17 protein-coding genes and 2 tRNA genes are annotated in these 18,117 nt (G+C 64.9%); 5 read left to right on the top strand and 14 right to left on the bottom strand.

Translation table 11 applies throughout. The annotated features are described in order from the left end of the window. Positions 1 to 21: 21 nt before the first annotated feature. From pheS to thrS, 5 genes are all read right to left on the bottom strand, one after another. Positions 22 to 1,047 (bottom strand): phenylalanine--tRNA ligase subunit alpha, encoded by a 1,026-nt coding sequence (gene pheS / locus ACE3TE_RS09670; protein ID WP_374604432.1) that lies wholly within the window; start codon positions 1,045 to 1,047, stop codon positions 22 to 24. Positions 1,048 to 1,149: 102 nt separating this feature from the next. Continuing rightward, positions 1,150 to 1,509, bottom strand: a complete 360-nt coding sequence (gene rplT, locus ACE3TE_RS09675; RefSeq protein ID WP_374604434.1) for a 50S ribosomal protein L20 — start codon at positions 1,507 to 1,509, stop codon at positions 1,150 to 1,152. 12 nt (positions 1,510 to 1,521) lie between these two features. Beyond that, positions 1,522 to 1,725 carry a 50S ribosomal protein L35 gene (gene rpmI / locus ACE3TE_RS09680; protein WP_374604436.1) on the bottom strand — a complete coding sequence of 68 codons (204 nt, stop codon included), beginning with the start codon at positions 1,723 to 1,725 and terminating at the stop codon, positions 1,522 to 1,524. Between the two features lie 298 nt (positions 1,726 to 2,023). Then, on the bottom strand, positions 2,024 to 2,614 hold the full coding sequence (infC, locus tag ACE3TE_RS09685) for a translation initiation factor IF-3 (RefSeq protein WP_374604438.1): 591 nt from the start codon (positions 2,612 to 2,614) through the stop codon (positions 2,024 to 2,026). Continuing rightward, a complete protein-coding gene (gene thrS / locus ACE3TE_RS09690; protein ID WP_374604440.1) occupies positions 2,589 to 4,496 on the bottom strand; it encodes a threonine--tRNA ligase in 1,908 nt (635 codons plus the stop codon). The genes infC and thrS overlap by 26 nt, the downstream gene beginning before the upstream one ends. 251 nt (positions 4,497 to 4,747) lie before the next feature. Between thrS and ACE3TE_RS09695 the strand changes: the two genes are divergently transcribed. Beyond that, positions 4,748 to 5,683 (top strand): aminotransferase class IV, encoded by a 936-nt coding sequence (locus ACE3TE_RS09695; RefSeq protein ID WP_374604441.1) that lies wholly within the window; start codon positions 4,748 to 4,750, stop codon positions 5,681 to 5,683. Next, positions 5,680 to 6,414 (top strand): hypothetical protein, encoded by a 735-nt coding sequence (locus ACE3TE_RS09700; RefSeq protein WP_374604443.1) that lies wholly within the window; start codon positions 5,680 to 5,682, stop codon positions 6,412 to 6,414. Before ACE3TE_RS09695 ends, ACE3TE_RS09700 begins: the two co-directional genes overlap by 4 nt. 79 nt (positions 6,415 to 6,493) lie before the next feature. On the opposite strand, the gene ACE3TE_RS09705 is transcribed toward ACE3TE_RS09700, so the two are convergent. The 3 genes from ACE3TE_RS09705 to uvrB form a co-directional block, all read right to left on the bottom strand. Then, positions 6,494 to 6,568 (bottom strand) — tRNA-Val (locus tag ACE3TE_RS09705). Between the two features lie 66 nt (positions 6,569 to 6,634). Then, positions 6,635 to 6,895, bottom strand: a complete 261-nt coding sequence (locus ACE3TE_RS09710; RefSeq protein WP_374604445.1) for a hypothetical protein — start codon at positions 6,893 to 6,895, stop codon at positions 6,635 to 6,637. A gap of 78 nt (positions 6,896 to 6,973) precedes the next feature. After that, positions 6,974 to 8,983: an excinuclease ABC subunit UvrB gene (gene uvrB, locus ACE3TE_RS09715; protein WP_374604446.1), complete on the bottom strand. Its 2,010-nt coding sequence runs from the start codon at positions 8,981 to 8,983 to the stop codon at positions 6,974 to 6,976. A 150-nt stretch (positions 8,984 to 9,133) separates the two neighbouring features. Here uvrB and ACE3TE_RS09720 point away from each other — a divergent pair, with 150 nt between their 5' ends. Both ACE3TE_RS09720 and ACE3TE_RS09725 read left to right on the top strand, forming a co-directional pair. Next, positions 9,134 to 9,676, top strand: coding sequence for a GspH/FimT family protein (locus ACE3TE_RS09720; RefSeq protein ID WP_374604448.1), 543 nt, complete (start codon positions 9,134 to 9,136; stop codon positions 9,674 to 9,676). A 49-nt stretch (positions 9,677 to 9,725) separates the two neighbouring features. Continuing rightward, positions 9,726 to 9,802 (top strand) — tRNA-Asn (locus ACE3TE_RS09725). Positions 9,803 to 9,862: 60 nt separating this feature from the next. On the opposite strand, the gene ACE3TE_RS09730 is transcribed toward ACE3TE_RS09725, so the two are convergent. Genes ACE3TE_RS09730 through ACE3TE_RS09755 form a run of 6 tightly spaced genes read right to left on the bottom strand, consistent with a single transcriptional unit; the run spans position 9,863 to position 16,870 of the window. Continuing rightward, complete coding sequence (locus tag ACE3TE_RS09730) at positions 9,863 to 10,294, bottom strand: type IV pilin protein (RefSeq protein ID WP_374604450.1); 432 nt, start codon at positions 10,292 to 10,294, stop codon at positions 9,863 to 9,865. A 2-nt stretch (positions 10,295 to 10,296) separates the two neighbouring features. After that, positions 10,297 to 14,148 carry a PilC/PilY family type IV pilus protein gene (locus ACE3TE_RS09735; protein WP_374604452.1) on the bottom strand — a complete coding sequence of 1,284 codons (3,852 nt, stop codon included), beginning with the start codon at positions 14,146 to 14,148 and terminating at the stop codon, positions 10,297 to 10,299. Positions 14,149 to 14,161: 13 nt separating this feature from the next. Then, positions 14,162 to 14,752 (bottom strand): PilX N-terminal domain-containing pilus assembly protein, encoded by a 591-nt coding sequence (locus ACE3TE_RS09740; protein WP_374604454.1) that lies wholly within the window; start codon positions 14,750 to 14,752, stop codon positions 14,162 to 14,164. Then, a complete protein-coding gene (locus ACE3TE_RS09745; protein ID WP_374604456.1) occupies positions 14,749 to 15,849 on the bottom strand; it encodes a prepilin-type N-terminal cleavage/methylation domain-containing protein in 1,101 nt (366 codons plus the stop codon). Before ACE3TE_RS09745 ends, ACE3TE_RS09740 begins: the two co-directional genes overlap by 4 nt. 1 nt (position 15,850) lies before the next feature. Continuing rightward, positions 15,851 to 16,294: a type IV pilus modification protein PilV gene (gene pilV, locus ACE3TE_RS09750; RefSeq protein WP_374604458.1), complete on the bottom strand. Its 444-nt coding sequence runs from the start codon at positions 16,292 to 16,294 to the stop codon at positions 15,851 to 15,853. Positions 16,295 to 16,303: 9 nt separating this feature from the next. Next, positions 16,304 to 16,870, bottom strand: a complete 567-nt coding sequence (locus ACE3TE_RS09755; protein ID WP_374604460.1) for a GspH/FimT family pseudopilin — start codon at positions 16,868 to 16,870, stop codon at positions 16,304 to 16,306. A gap of 158 nt (positions 16,871 to 17,028) precedes the next feature. On the opposite strand from ACE3TE_RS09755, the gene ACE3TE_RS09760 reads away from it, so the two are divergent. Beyond that, a complete protein-coding gene (locus ACE3TE_RS09760) occupies positions 17,029 to 18,042 on the top strand; it encodes a sensor histidine kinase (protein ID WP_374604462.1) in 1,014 nt (337 codons plus the stop codon). Positions 18,043 to 18,117: the final 75 nt, after the last annotated feature.

Genomic DNA, 18,117 nt, shown 5'->3' on the forward strand with positions numbered 1-18,117 from the left:
GCTCCTACAGGAGTGGTGGTGTCAGGCAAATTGCTTCAGGAAGCGCACGTCGTTCTCGAAAAAGCTGCGCAGGTCGTTCACGCCGTAGCGCAGCATGGCGAAACGTTCGACGCCCAGGCCGAAGGCGAAGCCGGTGTATTTTTCCGGGTCGATGCCGCAGGCGCGCAGCACGTTCGGATGCACCATGCCGCAGCCCAGCACTTCCAGCCAGCGGGTGCTGCCGTCGGGCTGCTGCCAGGCGATGTCAACTTCCGCCGAAGGCTCGGTGAAGGGGAAGTAGCTGGGCCGGAAGCGCATCTCGAAGTCGCGCTCGAAGAAGGCGCGCACGAACTCGGCCAGCGTGCCCTTGAGGTCGGCGAAGCTGGAGGTCTCGTCGACCAGCAGGCCTTCGATCTGGTGGAACATCGGCGTGTGGGTCTGGTCCGAATCGCTGCGGTAGACCTTGCCGGCGGCGATCATGCGCAGCGGCGGGCCGCTGCCGTCGGCCACGGCCTGCTTCATGAAACGCACCTGCACGCCGGAGGTGTGCGTGCGCAGCAGCCGGGCTTCGCCCTTGTCGTCGGGCGGGAAATAGAAGGTGTCGTGCATGGCCCGCGCCGGGTGGTGCGGCGGGAAATTCAGGGCCTCGAAGTTGTGCTCGTCGTCCTCGATCTCCGGGCCGTCGGCCAGCTGGTAGCCAAGCCGCGCGAAGATGTCGGTGATGCGCTCGAGCGTGCGCGAAACCGGGTGCAGGTTGCCGACCGCGGCGCCGCGGCCCGGCAGCGTCACGTCGATGCGCTCGCTGGCCAGGCGCGCCGCCAGCACGGCTTCCTCGAGCACGGCCTTGCGTTCGGCGATGGCGCCGGCCACGGCTTCCTTGGCGCGGTTGACGGCTTCGCCGGCGGCCTTGCGTTCTTCCGGGGCCAGGGCGCCCAGCTGCTTGAGCTGGCCGGTGATCGAGCCGCTCTTGCCCAGCAGCGACACCCGCAGCGCGTCGAGCGCGTCGAGGCTGCCGGCGGCGGCGACTTCGGCCAGGGCCGATCGGGTCAGGTCTTGGATGTCAGGCATGCGCGAAGTTCTTCCGGGTCCAGAAAACAAAATGGGGAAGGACTCTCGCCCTTCCCCACCTTGGTGCTGCCTGCGCGCGGCACGCCGCCGCAGGCATTGGCCTTACGCCGCGAGAGCGCGCTTGGCCTGCTCGGCGATCGCGCCAAACGCGACCGGGTCGTGGATGGCGATGTCGGCCAGGGCCTTGCGGTCCAGGGTGACGTTCGCCTTCAGCAGGCCATTCATGAAGCGGCTGTAGCTCAGGCCGTGCAGGCGGGCCGCCGCATTGATGCGGACGATCCACAGGCTGCGGAACTGGCGCTTCTTCTGCTTGCGGCCGATGTACGCGTACTGCTGGGCCTTGGTGACGGCCTGCTTGGCGACGCGGAAGACCTTGCGACGGGCGTTGTAGTAGCCCTTCGCGAGCTTGATGATTTTCTTGTGACGGCGGCGCGCCGTAACACCACGCTTAACTCGTGCCATGGTTCATTCTCCTCAGAGGTAGGGCAGCTGGCGCATCAGACGACCGGCGTCCTCGGCCCGGACGTGGTTCGTCTGGCGGAGGTTGCGCTTACGCTTGGTGGCCTTCTTGGTGAGGATGTGGCTACGGTTGGCGTGGCCAGCCTTGAACTTGCCGGAAGCGGTCTTCCGGAAGCGCTTGGCGGCCGCCCGATTGGTCTTGATCTTGGTCTTGGCCATGGGAAGTCCCTTTGGGATGTTTAGTTACTGGCCTGGGCGGTGGCTGACGCCACACTTTCCGTCCTGCCCGTGCCGGCTTGTAAGTCCTTGATTCCAAAAGGAACCAGTGACAGGTCCATGACGACTTCGCCCGATGAACCGGGCCCGGATGCCGCACCGGGGACCCGCCGGGAGCCCGGCGAGCCGCGAATTATGCAACAAATCCAATGGTTTGTGTAGGAGCGCCTTCAGGCGCGAATCTTTTGGCTTTGCCTGCGGCAAAGAAGGGATTCGCGCCTGAAGGCGCTCCTACAGTCCCCTATTTCTTTTTCGGCGCGACCATCATGATCATCTGGCGGCCCTCGAGGCGCGGGCGCTGCTCGACGACCACGTCGTCGCCCAGGTCGGCCTCGATGCGCTTGGCCATTTCAAGACCCAGCTCCTGGTGGGCCATTTCGCGGCCCTTGAAGCGGATGTTGACCTTGACCTTGTCGCCTTCCTCCAGGAACCGGCGAAGGTTGCGCAGCTTGATGTTGTAGTCGCCGTCGTCGGTGGTCGGGCGGAACTTGAGTTCCTTGATCTCGACGATCTTCTGCTTCTTCTTCGCCGCGTTCGCCTTCTTCTGCAGGTCGAACATGTACTTGCCGAAATCCATGATGCGGCAGACCGGCGGTTCGGCTGTCGGCTGGATTTCCACCAGGTCGACGCCGGATTCCTCGGCCAGCGCAATGGCTTCGTCGCGCGTGAGCACGCCGACCATTTCGCCGTCCAATCCGATCACGCGGACACGCGGGACGCGGATCTCGAGGTTCTTGCGGTTTCGCTTATCGTGGGCTGAGGTGTTTATTCGCTTGATTCCTATTGGGTTCCAGTACCGCTCGCCTTCAGGCGACCGGGCCACTCTCTTCATGCAGGCGCGCCAGGAAGCCTTCGACCGTCATGGTCCCCAGGTCTTCCCCCGAACGCGTGCGCACCGCGATCATCCCATTTTCCTTCTCGCGGTCTCCAACCACCAGCAGGTAGGGGATCTTCTGAAGCGTGTGCTCGCGGATTTTATAGCCGATCTTCTCGTTCCGCAAATCGGCCTGGACCCTGACGCCTTGATTCGAAAGGGTTTTCCGCACTGACTCGACCCAGTCGGCCTGCGCGTCGGTGATGTTGAGCACCACGGCCTGAACCGGGGCCAGCCAGGCCGGGAAGGCGCCGGCGTGGTTTTCGACCAGGATGCCGATGAAGCGCTCCATCGAGCCGACGATGGCACGGTGCAGCATGACCGGGTGCCGGCGCTGGCTGTGCTCGTCCACGTATTCGGCGCCCAGGCGGGCCGGCATCATGAAATCGACCTGCATCGTGCCCAGCTGCCAGGTCCGGCCGATGGCGTCCTTGAGGTGGTACTCGATCTTCGGGCCGTAGAAGGCGCCCTCGCCCGGCAGCTCCTCCCAGGCGACGCCGCAGGACGACAGCGCGGCGCGCAGGGCGGCCTCGGCCTTGTCCCAGGTGGCGTCGTCGCCCAGCCGGTTGTCCGGACGCAGCGCGATCTTGATCTGCACGTCGGAGAAGCCGAAGTCTTCGTAGACCTTCAGGGCCTGGCGGTGGAAGGCCGTGACCTCGGCCTCGACCTGGTCCTCGGTGCAGAAGACGTGGCCGTCGTCCTGGGTGAAGCCGCGCACGCGCAGGATGCCGTGCAGCGCGCCCGAGGGCTCGTTGCGGTGGCAGGCGCCGAATTCGCCGTAACGGATCGGCAGGTCGCGGTAGCTGTGCAGGCCCTGGTTGAAGACCTGTACGTGGCCCGGGCAGTTCATCGGCTTCAGGGCATACGTGCGCTTCTCCGACTCGGTGAAGAACATGTTTTCCTTGTAGTTGTCCCAGTGGCCGGACTTCTTCCACAGGGACACGTCCAGGATCTGCGGGCAGCGCACCTCGGCATAACCGGACTCGCGGTAGACGCGGCGCATGTACTGCTCCACCACCTGCCACAGCTGCCAGCCCTTGGGATGCCAGAACACCAGGCCGGGGGCCTCTTCCTGGATGTGGAACAGGTCCAGCTGCCTGGCGATGCGGCGGTGGTCGCGCTTCTCGGCCTCTTCCAGCTGGTGCAGGTAGGCCTTGAGGTCCTTGTCGTTCAGCCAGGCGGTGCCGTAGATGCGGCTGAGCATCTGGTTGTTGTGGTCGCCGCGCCAGTAGGCACCGGCCACCTTCATCAGCTTGAACGCGCGCAGCTTGTCGGTGCCCGGCACGTGCGGGCCGCGGCACAGGTCGGTGAACTCGCCCTGCGAGTACAGCGACAGGTCTTCGTTGGCCGGGATCGATTCGATGATCTCGGCCTTGTAGTGCTCGCCCAGGCCCTTGAAGAAGGCCACGGCCTCGTCGCGCGTCTTGACGCTGCGGGTGACCGGCAGGGCTTCCTTCACGATCTTCTGCATTTCGGCCTCGATGGCCGGCAGGTCTTCGGGCGTGAACGGGCGCTCGTAGGCGAAGTCGTAGTAGAAGCCGTTGTCGATCGTCGGGCCGATGGTGACCTGCGCGCCCGGGAACAGCCGCTGCACGGCCTGGGCCAGCAGGTGGGCCGTGGAGTGGCGCAGCACTTCCAGCGCGTCGGGGTGCTTGTCGGTGACGATCTCGAGCGCGGCGTCGTTCTCGATGCGGAAGCTGGCGTCCACCAGCCTGCCGTCGACCTTGCCGCCCAGGGCGGCCTTGGCCAGGCCGGGGCCGATGGAGGCGGCGACGTCGGCGACGGTGACGGGGTTTTCAAACGGACGACGGCTGCCGTCGGGAAGCGTGATGTTGATCATGGCGGGTCTTGGGATGAATCTCGGGCAATAAAAAAGGGCGCCAGGCGCCCTCGCGGATGCGAAGCCTGGCCTGTCTTCTACGGAGCGGGGGTAGTGTCCATGTCGCACGCTCGGCGCCGGTTTCCCGGGGCCACCTTTTCCATCGGTCAGGGGGGCAAAGGTAGGCCCGGGAGGCCGCCAAGTCAATGAATCCGGGCCCTCGGCCCGGTTCCGGCGGGCTAGACTCGGGGCAGTCCCAGGGAGAGCCCGGCATGGCCCAGAGCGTGCACGAATTCCACGACGATCCCCGCAACGCCGACATCCGGATCTGGATCAACGGGCGGCTGCTGCCGCGGGCCGAGGCCACGGTGTCGGTCTTAGACAGCGGCTTCGTGCTGGGCGACGGGGTCTGGGAAGGCCTGCGGGTGGTCGGGGGCCAGCCGGTGTTCCTGGACGAGCACCTGGACCGGCTGTTCGAAGGTGCCCGGGCGATCATGCTCGACATCGGCCTCGACCGCCGGGGCCTGGAATCCGCCATCCGCGAGACCCTGGCCGCGAACGACATGCACGACGGCGTGCACCTGCGCCTAATGGTGACCCGTGGGCCCAAGCGCACGCCCTACCAGGACCCGCGCGCCTCGGCCGGCCCGGCGACCATCGTCATCATCCCCGAGCACAAGCAGGCCAAGCCGGAGCTGGTGGCGCGCGGCCTGAAGCTGTTCACCGTGCACGTGCGCCGGGGCTACCCGGACGTGCAGGACCCGCGCTGGAACAGCCACAGCAAGCTCAACTGCATCACCGCCTGCATCCAGGCCACGCAGGCCGGCGCCGACGAGGCGCTGATGCTCGACCCGCACGGTTTCGTCGCCACCTGCAATTCCACCCACTTCTTCATCGTGCGCCGCGGCGAGGTCTGGACCTCCACCGGCGACTACTGCCTGCACGGCGTCACCCGCGCCAACGTGCTGCGCGCCTGCGCCGAGGAAGGCATCACCGCCCGCGAGAAGAACTTCACCCTCACCGACGTTTATTCAGCGGAGGAAGCCTTCTGCACCGGCACCTTCGCCGGGCTCGTGGCGGTGCGCGAGGTGGACGGCCGGGTCATCGGCGACGGCAAGCCGGGGCCGATGGTGGCGCGGCTGCAGGCGCTCTACCGCGGCCTGGTGGAGCGCGACGTGGCCGTGCGCGCGGGCGAGAAACTGGCGTGAGACCACTGCGCATCGGCATGTGGTCGGGGCCGCGCAATATCTCGACGGCGATGATGCGGGCCTGGGAAAACCGGCCCGACTGCGCGGTCAGCGACGAACCGTTCTATGCGGCCTACCTGGCGATGACCGGGCTGGACCATCCGGGCCGCGACGAGGTGATCGCCGCCGGCGACACCGACTGGCGCCGCGTGGCCGACGCGCTCCTCGGCCCCGTGCCCGGCGGCAAGCCGGTCTGGTACCAGAAGCACATGGCCCACCACCTGCTGCCCGGCATGGACCACGACTGGATCCACGGGCTGCACAACGTATTCCTGATCCGCGATCCTGACGAAGTCGTGGCGTCCTACCTGCGCTCGCGCGCGACGGTGGCACCGGCCGATATCGGGCTCCAGCAGCAGGCGGAACTGTTCGACGAACTGGCGCGGGCCGGCGGCTCGCCGCCGGTGGTGATCGATGCCGGCGATTTCCTGGCGGCGCCCGAGACCCACCTGCGGGCGCTGTGCGCCGGCCTGGGCCTGGACTTCACCGACCGCATGCTGCACTGGCCCGCCGGCCCGCGCGACAGCGACGGGGTGTGGGCGCCGCACTGGTACGCCACGGTGTGGAAGTCGACCGGCTTCGAGCCCCCGGCGGCGCGACCGGCCCCGGTACTCGACGCCTCGGCGCGTGCGGTCGCCGACGCCTGCCGGCCGGCCTACGAGAAGCTTCGGGAAGCGCGGCTGCGGCCGTGAAGGCGGACGGGCGGACCCCGGAAACGCGGAAGCCGCCCGGAGGCGGCTTCGATTCCCGTGTTGTCCATCCCGGAAGGGATGGTGGGCGGTACAGGGTTCGAACCTGTGACCCCTACCATGTCAAGGTAGTGCTCTACCGCTGAGCTAACCGCCCACGAGGGCCGCGAAGTATAACAAGCGACCCTGGGTCCGGCAATGGCGGATTGCCAGCGGCGGTCTTTCAGTCGGCCAGGCCGTGGCGCCGCGCGCATTCGCGCTGGCGCTGGTCGGCGGAGAGGCGGTCGCTGCGGCCGGACAGGCCCTGGCTCCATTCGCAGGCTTTTGCCTGGGCGCGGTCCAGCAGGCTCGGGCCGGCCGCGTAGTCGCCCCAGGCCTCCCCCGACACGGCAAGACCGGTGGCGCCGTGGCTTGCTCCCGTCAGCAGGCCCAGCGAAAGCACGAATACCCCGGCCAGCAGGCCACGAATCCCCAAGGTGGACATTGGCTGTCTCCGGACGGGTCCCCACCCGTCCCTGCCCCTCTTCTACCCCCCTGCCAGAAGTAATGCAAGGCAGGGCGGTCAGGCCATCAGGCCCTGCTCGCGCAGGCGGTGGATCTCGTCGCGGACCCGGGCGGCTTCCTCGAATTCGAGGTCGCGGGCGTGCTGGTGCATCTTCGCCTCCAGCTGCTTGAGCCGGGCCGCCAGGCGGGCCGGGTCGAGGGTCGAATAATCGGCCTCGCCCTCGGCGACCTTGCGGCCCCGGCCCCGGCTGTCCTCGGGCTCGGAGCGGGCGCCTTCCATCACGTCCATGACGGCGCGTACGACCGATTTCGGGGTGATGCCGTGGGCCTCGTTGTACTCGACCTGCTTCTGGCGGCGGCGGTCGGTTTCGTCCATCGCCGCCTTCATCGAATTGGTGATGCGGTCGGCGTAGAGGATGGCCTTGCCGCGCAGGTTGCGGGCGGCGCGGCCGATGGTCTGGATCAGCGAACCGGTGGAGCGCAGGAAGCCTTCCTTGTCGGCGTCCAGGATCGCCACCAGCGACACCTCGGGCATGTCCAGGCCCTCGCGCAGCAGGTTGATGCCGACCAGCACGTCGAACACGCCCAGGCGCAGGTCGCGGATGATCTCGACGCGCTCGACCGTGTCCACGTCGCTGTGCAGGTAGCGCACCTTGACGTCGTGTTCGGCCAGGTAGTCGGTGAGGTTCTCGGCCATCTTCTTGGTCAGCGTGGTGATCAGCACGCGGTCGCCCAGCTTCACCCGCTGGTGGATTTCCGACAGCACGTCGTCCACCTGGGTGGCGACCGGGCGCACCTCGACCTCGGGGTCGATGAGGCCGGTCGGGCGCACCACCAGTTCGACCACCTGGTCGCCCGACTTCTCCATTTCGTACTTGCCCGGCGTGGCCGAGACGAAGATCGCGCGCGGCGAACGGCGCTCCCATTCCTCGAACTTCAGCGGCCGGTTGTCCAGGGCCGACGGCAGACGGAAACCGAACTCGACCAGGGTTTCCTTGCGCGAGCGGTCGCCCTTGTACATGGCGCCCAGCTGGGGAATGGTCACGTGCGATTCGTCGACCACCAGCAGCGCGTCCGGCGGCAGGTAGTCGAACAGGCAGGGCGGCGGCTCGCCGGGCATCTGGCCGGTGAGATGGCGGCTGTAGTTCTCGATGCCGGAGCAGAAACCGACCTCGGCCATCATCTCCAGGTCGTACATCGTGCGCTGCTGCAGGCGCTGGGCTTCGACCAGCTTGTTGGCCTTGTACAGCTGGTCCATGCGCTCGGTGAATTCGGCCTTGATCGTCTCGATCGCCTCGAGCACGGTGCGCCGCGTGGTGACGTAGTGCGACTTCGGGTACAGGGTGAAGCGCTGCAGCTTGCGGCTGATGTGGCCGGTGAGCGGATCGAACATCGCCAGGTTTTCGATCTCGCCGTCGAAGAGCTCGATGCGCAGGGCTTCGATTTCCGATTCCGCCGGATGCACGTCGATCACCTCGCCGCGCACGCGGAAGGCGCCGCGCACCAGTTCGGTTTCGTTGCGGCTGTACTGCATCTCGGTCAGGCGGCGGATCAGCTCGCGCTGGTCGATGCGGTCGCCCTTCACCAGGTGCAGCACCATCCGGAAGTACTCGTTCGGATCGCCCAGGCCGTAGATGGCCGAGACGCTGGCCACCACGATCGCATCGCGGCGCTCGAGCAGGGCCTTGGTCGCCGACAGGCGCATCTGCTCGATGTGCTCGTTGATGTTGCTGTCCTTCTCAATGAAGGTGTCGGTGGACGGGATGTAGGCCTCGGGCTGGTAGTAGTCGTAGTAGCTGACGAAATATTCGACCGCGTTGTGCGGGAAGAAGCTCTTGAACTCGCCGTAGAGCTGGGCCGCCAGGGTCTTGTTCGGGGCCAGCACCAGGGTCGGCTTCTGCACCGACTCGACGACGTTGGCGATGGTGTAGGTCTTGCCCGAGCCGGTGACGCCCAGCAGGGTCTGGTGCGCCAGGCCGGCCTCGAAGCCCTCGATCAGGCGCTTGATCGCCTGCGGCTGCTCGCCGGCGGGCTGGTAGGGCGCGATCAGTTCGAATCGTTCGGACACGGGGGCACGTCCTCGCGGGGTCAAACGAGCAGTATAGCGGCCTGCCTACGTCCGGCCGCCGGGCTGGCCGACCCGCGGTTCAGGCTTTGGCGGATGGGGCGGCGCGCCCGCTCCGCCGAGACTGAAGCCCGGTTTGAGGGAGCCCGGGCGATGCGGTCCAGCCAGCGCGGATTCACCCTGGTGGAATTACTGGTGGTGCTGCTGGTGACGGCAGTTCTGCTGGCGGTCGCCGCGCCGTCGCTGGCGAACCTGCGCGAACGCATGGCGACACTGCAGGCCTTCCATGCCCTCACGGCCGCCCTGGCCCAGGCGCGCATGGCGGCCATCGGCCGTGGGCATCCGGTGACCGTGTGCCCCAGCGCGGACGGGCAGCGCTGCCGGACAGACCTGGTCTGGGACGAAGGCTGGCTGGTCTACCGCGACCCTTCACGGGCGCCGCAGCCCCTGCGGCCCGAAGACGTGCTCTGGGTGGAATCGCGCGCCGCCGGCCCCGTGGCGATCCGTGGCACCGTGGGTCGGCACCGGGTGCGCTACCAGGCTTCGGGCATGTCCGGTGGCAACAACGCCAGCCTCCGCTTCTGCAGCCGAAGGCACGCCGTGCACCTGGGCAGCGTCGTGGTCAACATCGCCGGAAGAGCCCGCCACGCAAGGGTTTCAAGGTCCGAACCACCGCCCTGCCCCTACGTGCCCTGAACCCGCGGGGCTTGACCCGGGGGGCGGGTCGTTTAAAATGCCCGTCCCCGCCCGAATAGCTCAGCCGGTTAGAGCACTTGACTGTTAATCAGGGGGTCGTTGGTTCGAGTCCAACTTCGGGCGCCAGATGAAGAAAGGGCCTGCGATCGCATCGCAGGCCCTTTTTCTTTGCCGTCGGCGCATCGCTTACCAGCAGTCGGACACGTCGCCGCTGCCCGATTCAGTCTTCGTGCCGGCCTGGTTGATGCCGATCGTCCCGCATTTGCTGTCCTTGGCCTGGGACCCGCCGGCGACCGGGGCCGCCGTCAGCGTGAAGCTGGTCGCGGTGATCGCCGGCATCGCCAGCGTGTAGAACTCCGCCATGTCCTGCCGGCACTGCGTGTTCGGCAGGTCTTCGACCGCGTCGATCTCCGCGTTGTAGGCCAGGCGCGTCGTGCGCTCGCGCTCCATGAACTGCGACAGCTCGATCAGGCACGCGGCGGACGTCGCCCGCCGCGTCTTGATCACGTGGTTGCGGTACGACGGGAAGGCGATCGCCCCGAGGATGGCGATGATCGCCACCGTCACCATCAGTTCGATCAGCGTGAATCCCTTCGCGGCCTTTCGCATCGTCACCATGGTCACTCGTCTCCTTCGACCAGTTCACGCCAGTTGAGTCGTGCCGGCTCGCCACCTGTACCCGGCGGCGGCGGCGGCGTCTCGACCGATGCGCACGAACCGGTCGAACCGCAAACCAGCACAAGCTCGTCCACTTGGCGAGATTCGGTTGGCATACCGACGCCGAGATTGACCGAGCCGACGCCCGTTGCCGCGTCGCCAGTACCGACTACGTCACCTGTTCCGTCACCGTCAAGATCAAAGAACGAACTTGAGCCGCCCCCCGATGATGCCTCGGGGCTCGTACCGGTAAATACATTCAACGCGTTGAGCCAGCCGTTACCACCCGGCTCGCAACCTTCACCGGCGGACGGGACAACACTCGAAATCCAGACTGCCGACCCGTAGATGCGCGAACCACTGATCACGCGCTCACCCAGTCCGGACGGATTATCGAGGTCCACCGCCCAGCCTCTGGACCCGCTCGGAAGCACCGAGAAAGATTCGAAGCCCCGCACACTGACAGTAATGTCGTCTTCATCAGCATCCTGCTCATCTTCGGGGACTTCGTCGTCAGGGAGCTCCCGAACGATCGCTGACGTGCCGAAGTAAGGTATCTGCCGCTCAGTAAGTTCGTCTCGGTCGGCAATCACATCATCACCGTCAGTGATGCCGTACATCGTCTGAACCGAAGTGTCCTCAAGATCCCCGTTGGAAATCAGGCGCCCGGTACCGAACGAAATCCAGATCGTATCGTCCTCATCCCTGGCAAGGGCCAGCCCACCGGTAATCGGCTGCGCGACGCCTCCCGTGGTGGTCGCAGTGAACAACGGCAGGCCGCCGTGTGCGATGGCCCAGTTAGCCGGGTCGTCGTCAGTCACGTCGAACTTCCAGATGTTGCCGAGCAGGTCGCCGGCGTAGACATAGTCGACTTTGCCGTCGTTGTTCGTATCGGCCGCACGCGGCGAGGAAAGCCCATTGCCCGATGTAACACCCGTTGAAAGCTTCTTGAGCTGGGCTCCGGTCTCGGCATTGTAAATATAGAGCACGGAGTCACCGTTTTCGCTGTCAATCCCGTTGGGGACGATTGCCAGCACATCACCATTGTTGCCCTTCAGCACGAGCGGAACGCCCAGGACGTATCCCATGTCCGCATCCGTGGTACCCGTGTGGTCCCACAAGACCAGATCCTCGTCCATATCGTCAGGGTCAGTCACATCAAGGGCGTAGGCACCCTTTCCACCTCTTCCGAGAGTTCCCACAAGAATGTTCTGGCCAGGAGAAGCCGAGAAACCGGACACCGCAATCGGGCCGTCGACAAAGAACCGATGCTCGTAGTTCGGATCGCTGCGCGTAGCCAGCTCCGCCATGCTAATACCCGCAGGGATGTAAGAGAACAGCACCTCTCCGTCCGCCGCATCTATGCCATGAAGCATTCCATCGTTGGCACCGATGTAGATCGAGTTCGATTCCTTCACGTAGAACGGCGAAGAATTGATGATGTCGCCAATCAAGTCGACCCGGTTCCTCAAAACGAACCCGTCGCTGGTCTTGCCTCCCGACATTTCCCAGGTCTGATCCCCCCGGATATAGAGCGCATTGTTGGCGCCCGAGATCGGCGCGTCACCACTGGTACGGGCCAGGTCATCTTCTTGGGTGCTCGTCGGGAACAACTCCCCATCGCCGCCTTCCCAAGTCAGGATCGTACGGTTCACGAAATCGTCGCCCGCATCCTTTGCCTCGTCGCTTACACTCCACGCAGCCGTTGGGGAAATGCCGCCAAGGGCGGTGACGTCAAACGCCGTCAGATCGCCATCCCAGAGCTCCGAGTAATAGGTGGCCTGATACATGCGCGTATCGTCCTGGAACGTCGTGCTGTTGGTCGCGACGTTCGAGCCGGACGCAAGACGCGCCTGAATCTTGCCCAAGACACTAGTTAGGGCTTGGCTAAACGCCTCGGCATTTGTGGCAGCAATGAACTCCCCGCGGCCATTTACCGCCGCATGCAGAAGATCGTCGATTCGACGCGCATCCACAGTCGTCGTCATCGGGTTGGGCCAGTCGACGGCATTACCGCCCACGCGAGGCCGTCCGTCATCCATAACCTGAGCAACAGATGTCTGGTCGACTGTTCCCTTCAGCCCAATGGAAATACCAAAGGTAACCATGTGCTGCCAGAAAGCGGGGTTAGACTGCGAAGTGGGGACGTAGTTCTCGAGGTCAACGAGGTCATTCTTCCAATATTTCATCGCGACGTCGGCCAGCGTATCCAACCGGTTCGTGGATCCGTCACGGAACGGATGGTCGACAGCGTAGCTGTTAACGGTCACACCGGTTTTTGGGTTTGTAAGGTTGACACCCGCAGTGCCATCCTGGTCGCCCACATCCCCACCGTCGAAGTATTCCTGCTCGGTTCTCCAGTATCCATCGGTGGTGAGAATGGCGAAGTTCTGACGACAGGCCAGCATGTCTTCACCTGTCTCCGGGCCGTATGGGTTATTGGCGCTGGTGTTGTCGCTGAAATACTCACCTGTTGATTGCAGAGCACCGCGGAGGGGCGTGTACCCGTCGCCCTTTGCACCAAGAAGACTACTGAACCAGTTCTGCCGGGCCGAGCCTTCGAACAGACCGGAATTTCCGTCGTTGACCGGAATCGCAAGATTGCTTCGGTTCCAGATGGATCGATAGCCAACTCGTACATTGTCCCCGAGATCATTGAATGCTTCAGTTGCGCCAGCCTTGGCCGCCTTCATGCCGGTGCGGTGGTAAGAGAACCATGTGGAGTAATTGACAAACTCTTCTGCCTTGTTGCGTGACGCATTAGGCAATGCATCGAGTGTGCAGTTTCCCCACGCCCATCCGCTCGTTGTTCCGCAACCAATCCTGACCTGCGGCGCTGAAACCTCTACGATTACATTCACGTTGGCAAACGTGTTGTATAGCTCCACCCGGTAATTTCCAGCAGCAGTGGGCGTAACAGTGCAGGACTCCACATTTCCATTGTTATTGCTGTTGCAAACCGAGTTGTTTGCAGGATTGAAAATACGCAACCGCGCATTTCCAGTGCCACCGCTCGTCGTAACCGAAATTGTTCCACCGGCCAGAAGTGTGAAGTTGCGATTGTTGTTGGAGTTTGTGGAAGCCGTGTACGTCGTTGACACCGGCGGGGACGTGGGAATCAACGCTCCCAAGCCGCCGTTGCTTTGCAACTCGGACCGAACCGTGTAGAGCGTTCCATTGACCCGATGCAACTCATAGCGGTAGTAGTTTGCCGAATTTCGCAGGTAGATGAGGCTCGTTGACGTCGGGTCTTTCGGAACATGGAACACTTGGACACCACCGCACACTTGGGTGTCAGGGCTCCGAAGGGGATTGTCCTCTGCAATCGGGCCGTAGCTGTAGGTTTGGCAACTACCACTGTTTCCCAAGTCGACCGTGTCGCTTTCGCCGTTCGCAAACCCAGGGCCAGCGATGTTGAAAGATCCATAAACTGCATCGAAGGATGTGCCCCCCGAGGTTTGGCTCCCGGACGCAGTCAACCAAGGCTTGTAGGTAGTCGAAGGGTTGTAGTGAACAATATTTCCGACGTAGCTCAAGTCGGTAATATCGTTGCGCGGACTCGCGCAATTCTGCCCTTGTCGGCGGCAAATCTGGCTAACGTCCGGACTGGCCATCACCTCGTTGGCCATGGAGCCCGAGTCGTCGAGGATGAACATGATGTTCGGCTCCGCGACGCCGCCACCGGTCTGCAGCGGGTACTGCGGGAAGCTCTGGGCGAACACCGTGGAGACCGGCGAGGCCAGCAGCGTGGCCAGCGCCGCCGCGAGGGCGACCGGCAGGCGGCGGGGGGAGTTGCTCTGATTCATGGTCTTCATGGCTTCACCGGCCTCACGGCACTTGGTAGGTGGATTGCAGGATCACTTCCGAACCGTTCGAAAGCCTGCTGAACGCGACGATCCGGTAATAGCGCACGGCGGCGCCGGCGGCCGCGGGACCGCAGCCCCCGGTCATGTCGAAGGCGTTGCCGCCCGGGCACTCGTCGCCGGCGGCGGCGTCGCCCGTTCCTTCGCCCATGTCCTCGATCACGTAGCGCAGGATCGCGCCGTCGTCGACATCGTCGATCTCGAACACGGCATTCTTGAACCCCGAACCCGAGGTCCAGAAATTGTCGGCCAGCCACAGCGACTCGGCACCGTCGACTGGCATCGCGCAGTAACCGCCCGAACAGCCCGACGCGGGTATGACCGATTCAGCAACCGAGGCTGCGTCCGCCTCAGCCTCACGCAATACAGCCTCCGCCGCCTGGAACGCGATGGACCGGGACGTTGCGTTTCCGCTCATGCGTTCCTGCATTACGGTGCCGCGCATCGCCGCCAGGCCGATCAGGGTGATGACCAGTAGTAGCAGCAGCACGATCACCAGAGCCATGCCCTGCTGCCGCGTCGTGGTGGGAATCTTCAGCGAACGGATCCGGCTCACAACGAACCCTCCCGGTTGCGCAGCGCTATGATGTTCACGGTCCGACGCTCCAGGTTCTTTCCGTCGGTGCCTTGGATATTCTGGCCCTGCAGCGTGCTGCCTGTGCCCTGCGCGGTCACTACCGCGCGCACTGAGATCACCTGCTTCCAATCACTCACCGCACCTTCCTGTACGAAATCGGTGCCGCCGGCGAGCAGGTACTGGAACTCGAGATTCTCGATACCCTGGGCGATCTCGTCTGTTTGCACATCGCCCACGGCGCCATCGGAAGTGCGATTGCGAACCGTCTGGCGCACCAGCGAATTGGTCCCGTCCTCGTTCACCCGAACGAACCAGCGCACCGAAAGCGGGTGGGCAATGAAGGCCGGCGTGTTGCTGTGGCCCGCCTTGCAGGTGGAATCGACACTGGGCGCAGTCGGATCGGCCATAAAGCAATAGCCTTCCACGGTGCCACTCGGGCAGGTACCGTCGGGAGCGCGCTCGATGATGAACCGGTTGTTGCAGTTGCCGCCTGTTGCGCCATTGTGCTGGACATCGCCGGAGGGCAGCTGGGTCACCTGGAAGATCATTGCGTAGCTCATGTTGCAGATCATCAGGATATCGTCCACGGCTATACCGGTCGAACTGGACACCTGCGCCACGGCGCTGGGATTGTCGTGCTCGGTAACCCGGATATTGCCGGCCGTCGTATTGTGGAGCTCGATCGCGTCGGTGCCGGTCCGCCGATTGCCCGCCGCGTTGCCAAGCGTACTGTCGCTCATCGCATCAGACGGGCCATAGCCCCTTAGCCCGTCGGAATAGCCTGCCCACCACGAATCGTTGCCATCTTCAAGTTGATTGACGAGGCGCGCACCGGTAGAGCAAGGATTGCCACCGGCCTCGCGGATATCGCGCGACATCAGCTCGAACGAGACCCTAGCCCCCTCTTGGATACGGCCCAGCGTCTCGGTCGTGGAGTACGTGCGTTTGTTAGACATGAAGAGCGCGCCGGCGGCACCGACGACCAAGAAGCCGAGCAGGATCGCGATCATCAGCTCGATCAGCGAGAAGCCCGTTTGAGCGCGCGCACCGGAGTGCTTCGCAGAAGTCTTTCGCATGTCAGAGCCTGCTCTTGGTGGTGATGACGTACTCTTCCTCGCCGCCGGTGGCGAGTTCGTCGTTCCAGCGAACCTCGACCGTGCATTCGACGGTACCGCAATCGATCTGGCCGCACGCCGTCGGCGACACGGTCGCCTGCATCTGCTCGATCCAGTTACCGATCTCGCCGCTGATGCGTCCCGCGTCGTCGGGCGCCTCGCAGAGCCAGTTCTCGTCGTAGTTTCCGGCGCGCGCCTGTTCACGATTCGCACGCATCGTGTCGAGCATCGAATAGCTCTGAATGATCGCGTTTGTGCGCTCGGCGGAACCCTGGGTGTTGCGCAGGCTGACCGCCTGCAGTGCGGCAATGCCAAGCATGCCGATAGCCATGACCAGAATGGCAACCATCACCTCAATCAGGCTGGCGCCGAGCTGGAATTTCCTTTTCCCGTTCCGGTTGTGCATATTCTGACCTCAGTCTGTCAGCTGCGCGCACGCAGCCGTGCCGTCGCGGGTTTCCGTCCAGATTCGGCTAACGCTGACGCGGATGTCACGGGTGTTCTCCGCGACGGGCAGGTCATCCGAGCACAGCGAGATCGCGCCCTCGCGGTTGGCCGCAGCACCGATGCGCACCAGCCCGTCGGCGCCGAAGCGGATTCGACTGGTGCCGGCTACGTTGCTGCTGCCCTGTCCGGTGATGCCGGGGCCAATCGGACGCAGGTCCGACACCACTTCGCCGGAGCCGTCGACGATGACGATCATTCGCGACCAGTCGGCGCTGTTGCAGGCCACGCCGTCGCTGCTGGCGCAGAGCGACACGCGCCGGTTGCGGCGGATCGCTTCGGCCTTTGCCGTCTGCAAGGCGCCGACGATCTCGTTGGAGGCGGAGATCAGCGCGTTGCGGCGGGTCAGCGTCGTGAAACTCGGTACGGCCAGCACCAGCCCAACAGCCAACACGGCGACCACAACCATCAGCTCGACCAACGTGAAACCGGCCGCCGGGCGAGTGGGCGACTGAATCTTGGAGGCGTTCCGACCCATCTTTGCTCCAGAGGGAAAGCAGCAGGCTAGAACCTAGCCCATACCCGAGCCGTCGACCAAGGGCCGGCCGACGAACGGGCGCCCCCACCGACCGGGCGGTCCCGACCAGGGTCCGAGATTGCGGGCATCATGGCGGCACAGTCATGCGAGCCGCGCCGATGCCCCTACCCGCCTCTCACATCCGCCCGCTCGATGCCCTGTGGCAGGCGCGTGCGCTGGTCTGGGTAATGCTCGGCGGCGAGGGACTGGCGCTGGCGATGGCGATGGCGCCGGGCCTGGTGTTCGACCGCTGGATCTACTTCGGGCTGGCCTCGCTGTGGATTCAGTGGGTGCTGCTACTGACGATAGGTTCGCTGTACCTGGTCCGAGAGCGCGTGCAGTCCGGCTCCCCGCTGAGGATCGCTTTCGTGGCGCTGTTGCTGGCCTTCGGGTGGGGCCTGCTGGTGTCGTGGATCGTGCAGCAGCTGGGGGCACCGAACCATTCCGCCAGCTGGTGGGCGCTGGCGACCCAGTCGTCGGCGATAACGCTGACGGTCGGCCTGCTCGGAATTGCCGCCTTCGATAACTATTCGCGCGGGTACCGGTACGCCCTGCGCGCCAAGCAGGCCGAGCTCGAGGCCCTGCAGGCCCGCATCCGACCCCACTTCCTGTTCAACACGCTCAACACCGGCGCCGCGCTGGTGCACGCCCGCCCCGGCGAGGCCGAGCAGCTGCTGCTGGACCTGGCCGACCTGTTCCGCGCGGCGCTGTCGGGCCCGGCCGAGCTGCCGCTGGAGGGGGAACTTGACCTCGCGCGGCGTTACCTGGAGATCGAGCGCCTGCGCTTCGGCGACCGGCTGCAGGTGACCTGGACGCTGCCGGAGCGGCTGCCCGATGTGGTGGTGCCGGCCCTGTCGATCCAGCCGCTGGTCGAGAACGCCATTCGCCACGGCATCGAGCCCTCGCCGACCGGTGGCCGGCTGGAGGTGAGCGTGGTACAGGAGGGTGGCCGGGTGCGCGTGGTGGTCAGCAACGACCTGCCGCCGGCGGGGCGGAAGCCAGCGGCCGGGCACCAGGTCGGCCTGGCCTCGGCGCGCGAGCGCATCGAGGCGCTGAGCCAGGGGCGCGGGAAGCTGGAAACGCGGGTGGCGGAGGGGCGCTACGTCGCCACCATCACCCTGCCGGTTTCGTGAACGCCTGTAGGAGCGCCTTCAGGCGCGAATCCCTACTTTGTCGAAGACAAAGCCAGAAGATTCGCGCCTGAAGGC

The sequence above is a fragment of the Arenimonas sp. genome, assembly GCF_041919775.1.
Taxonomy (GTDB): domain Bacteria; phylum Pseudomonadota; class Gammaproteobacteria; order Xanthomonadales; family Xanthomonadaceae; genus Arenimonas.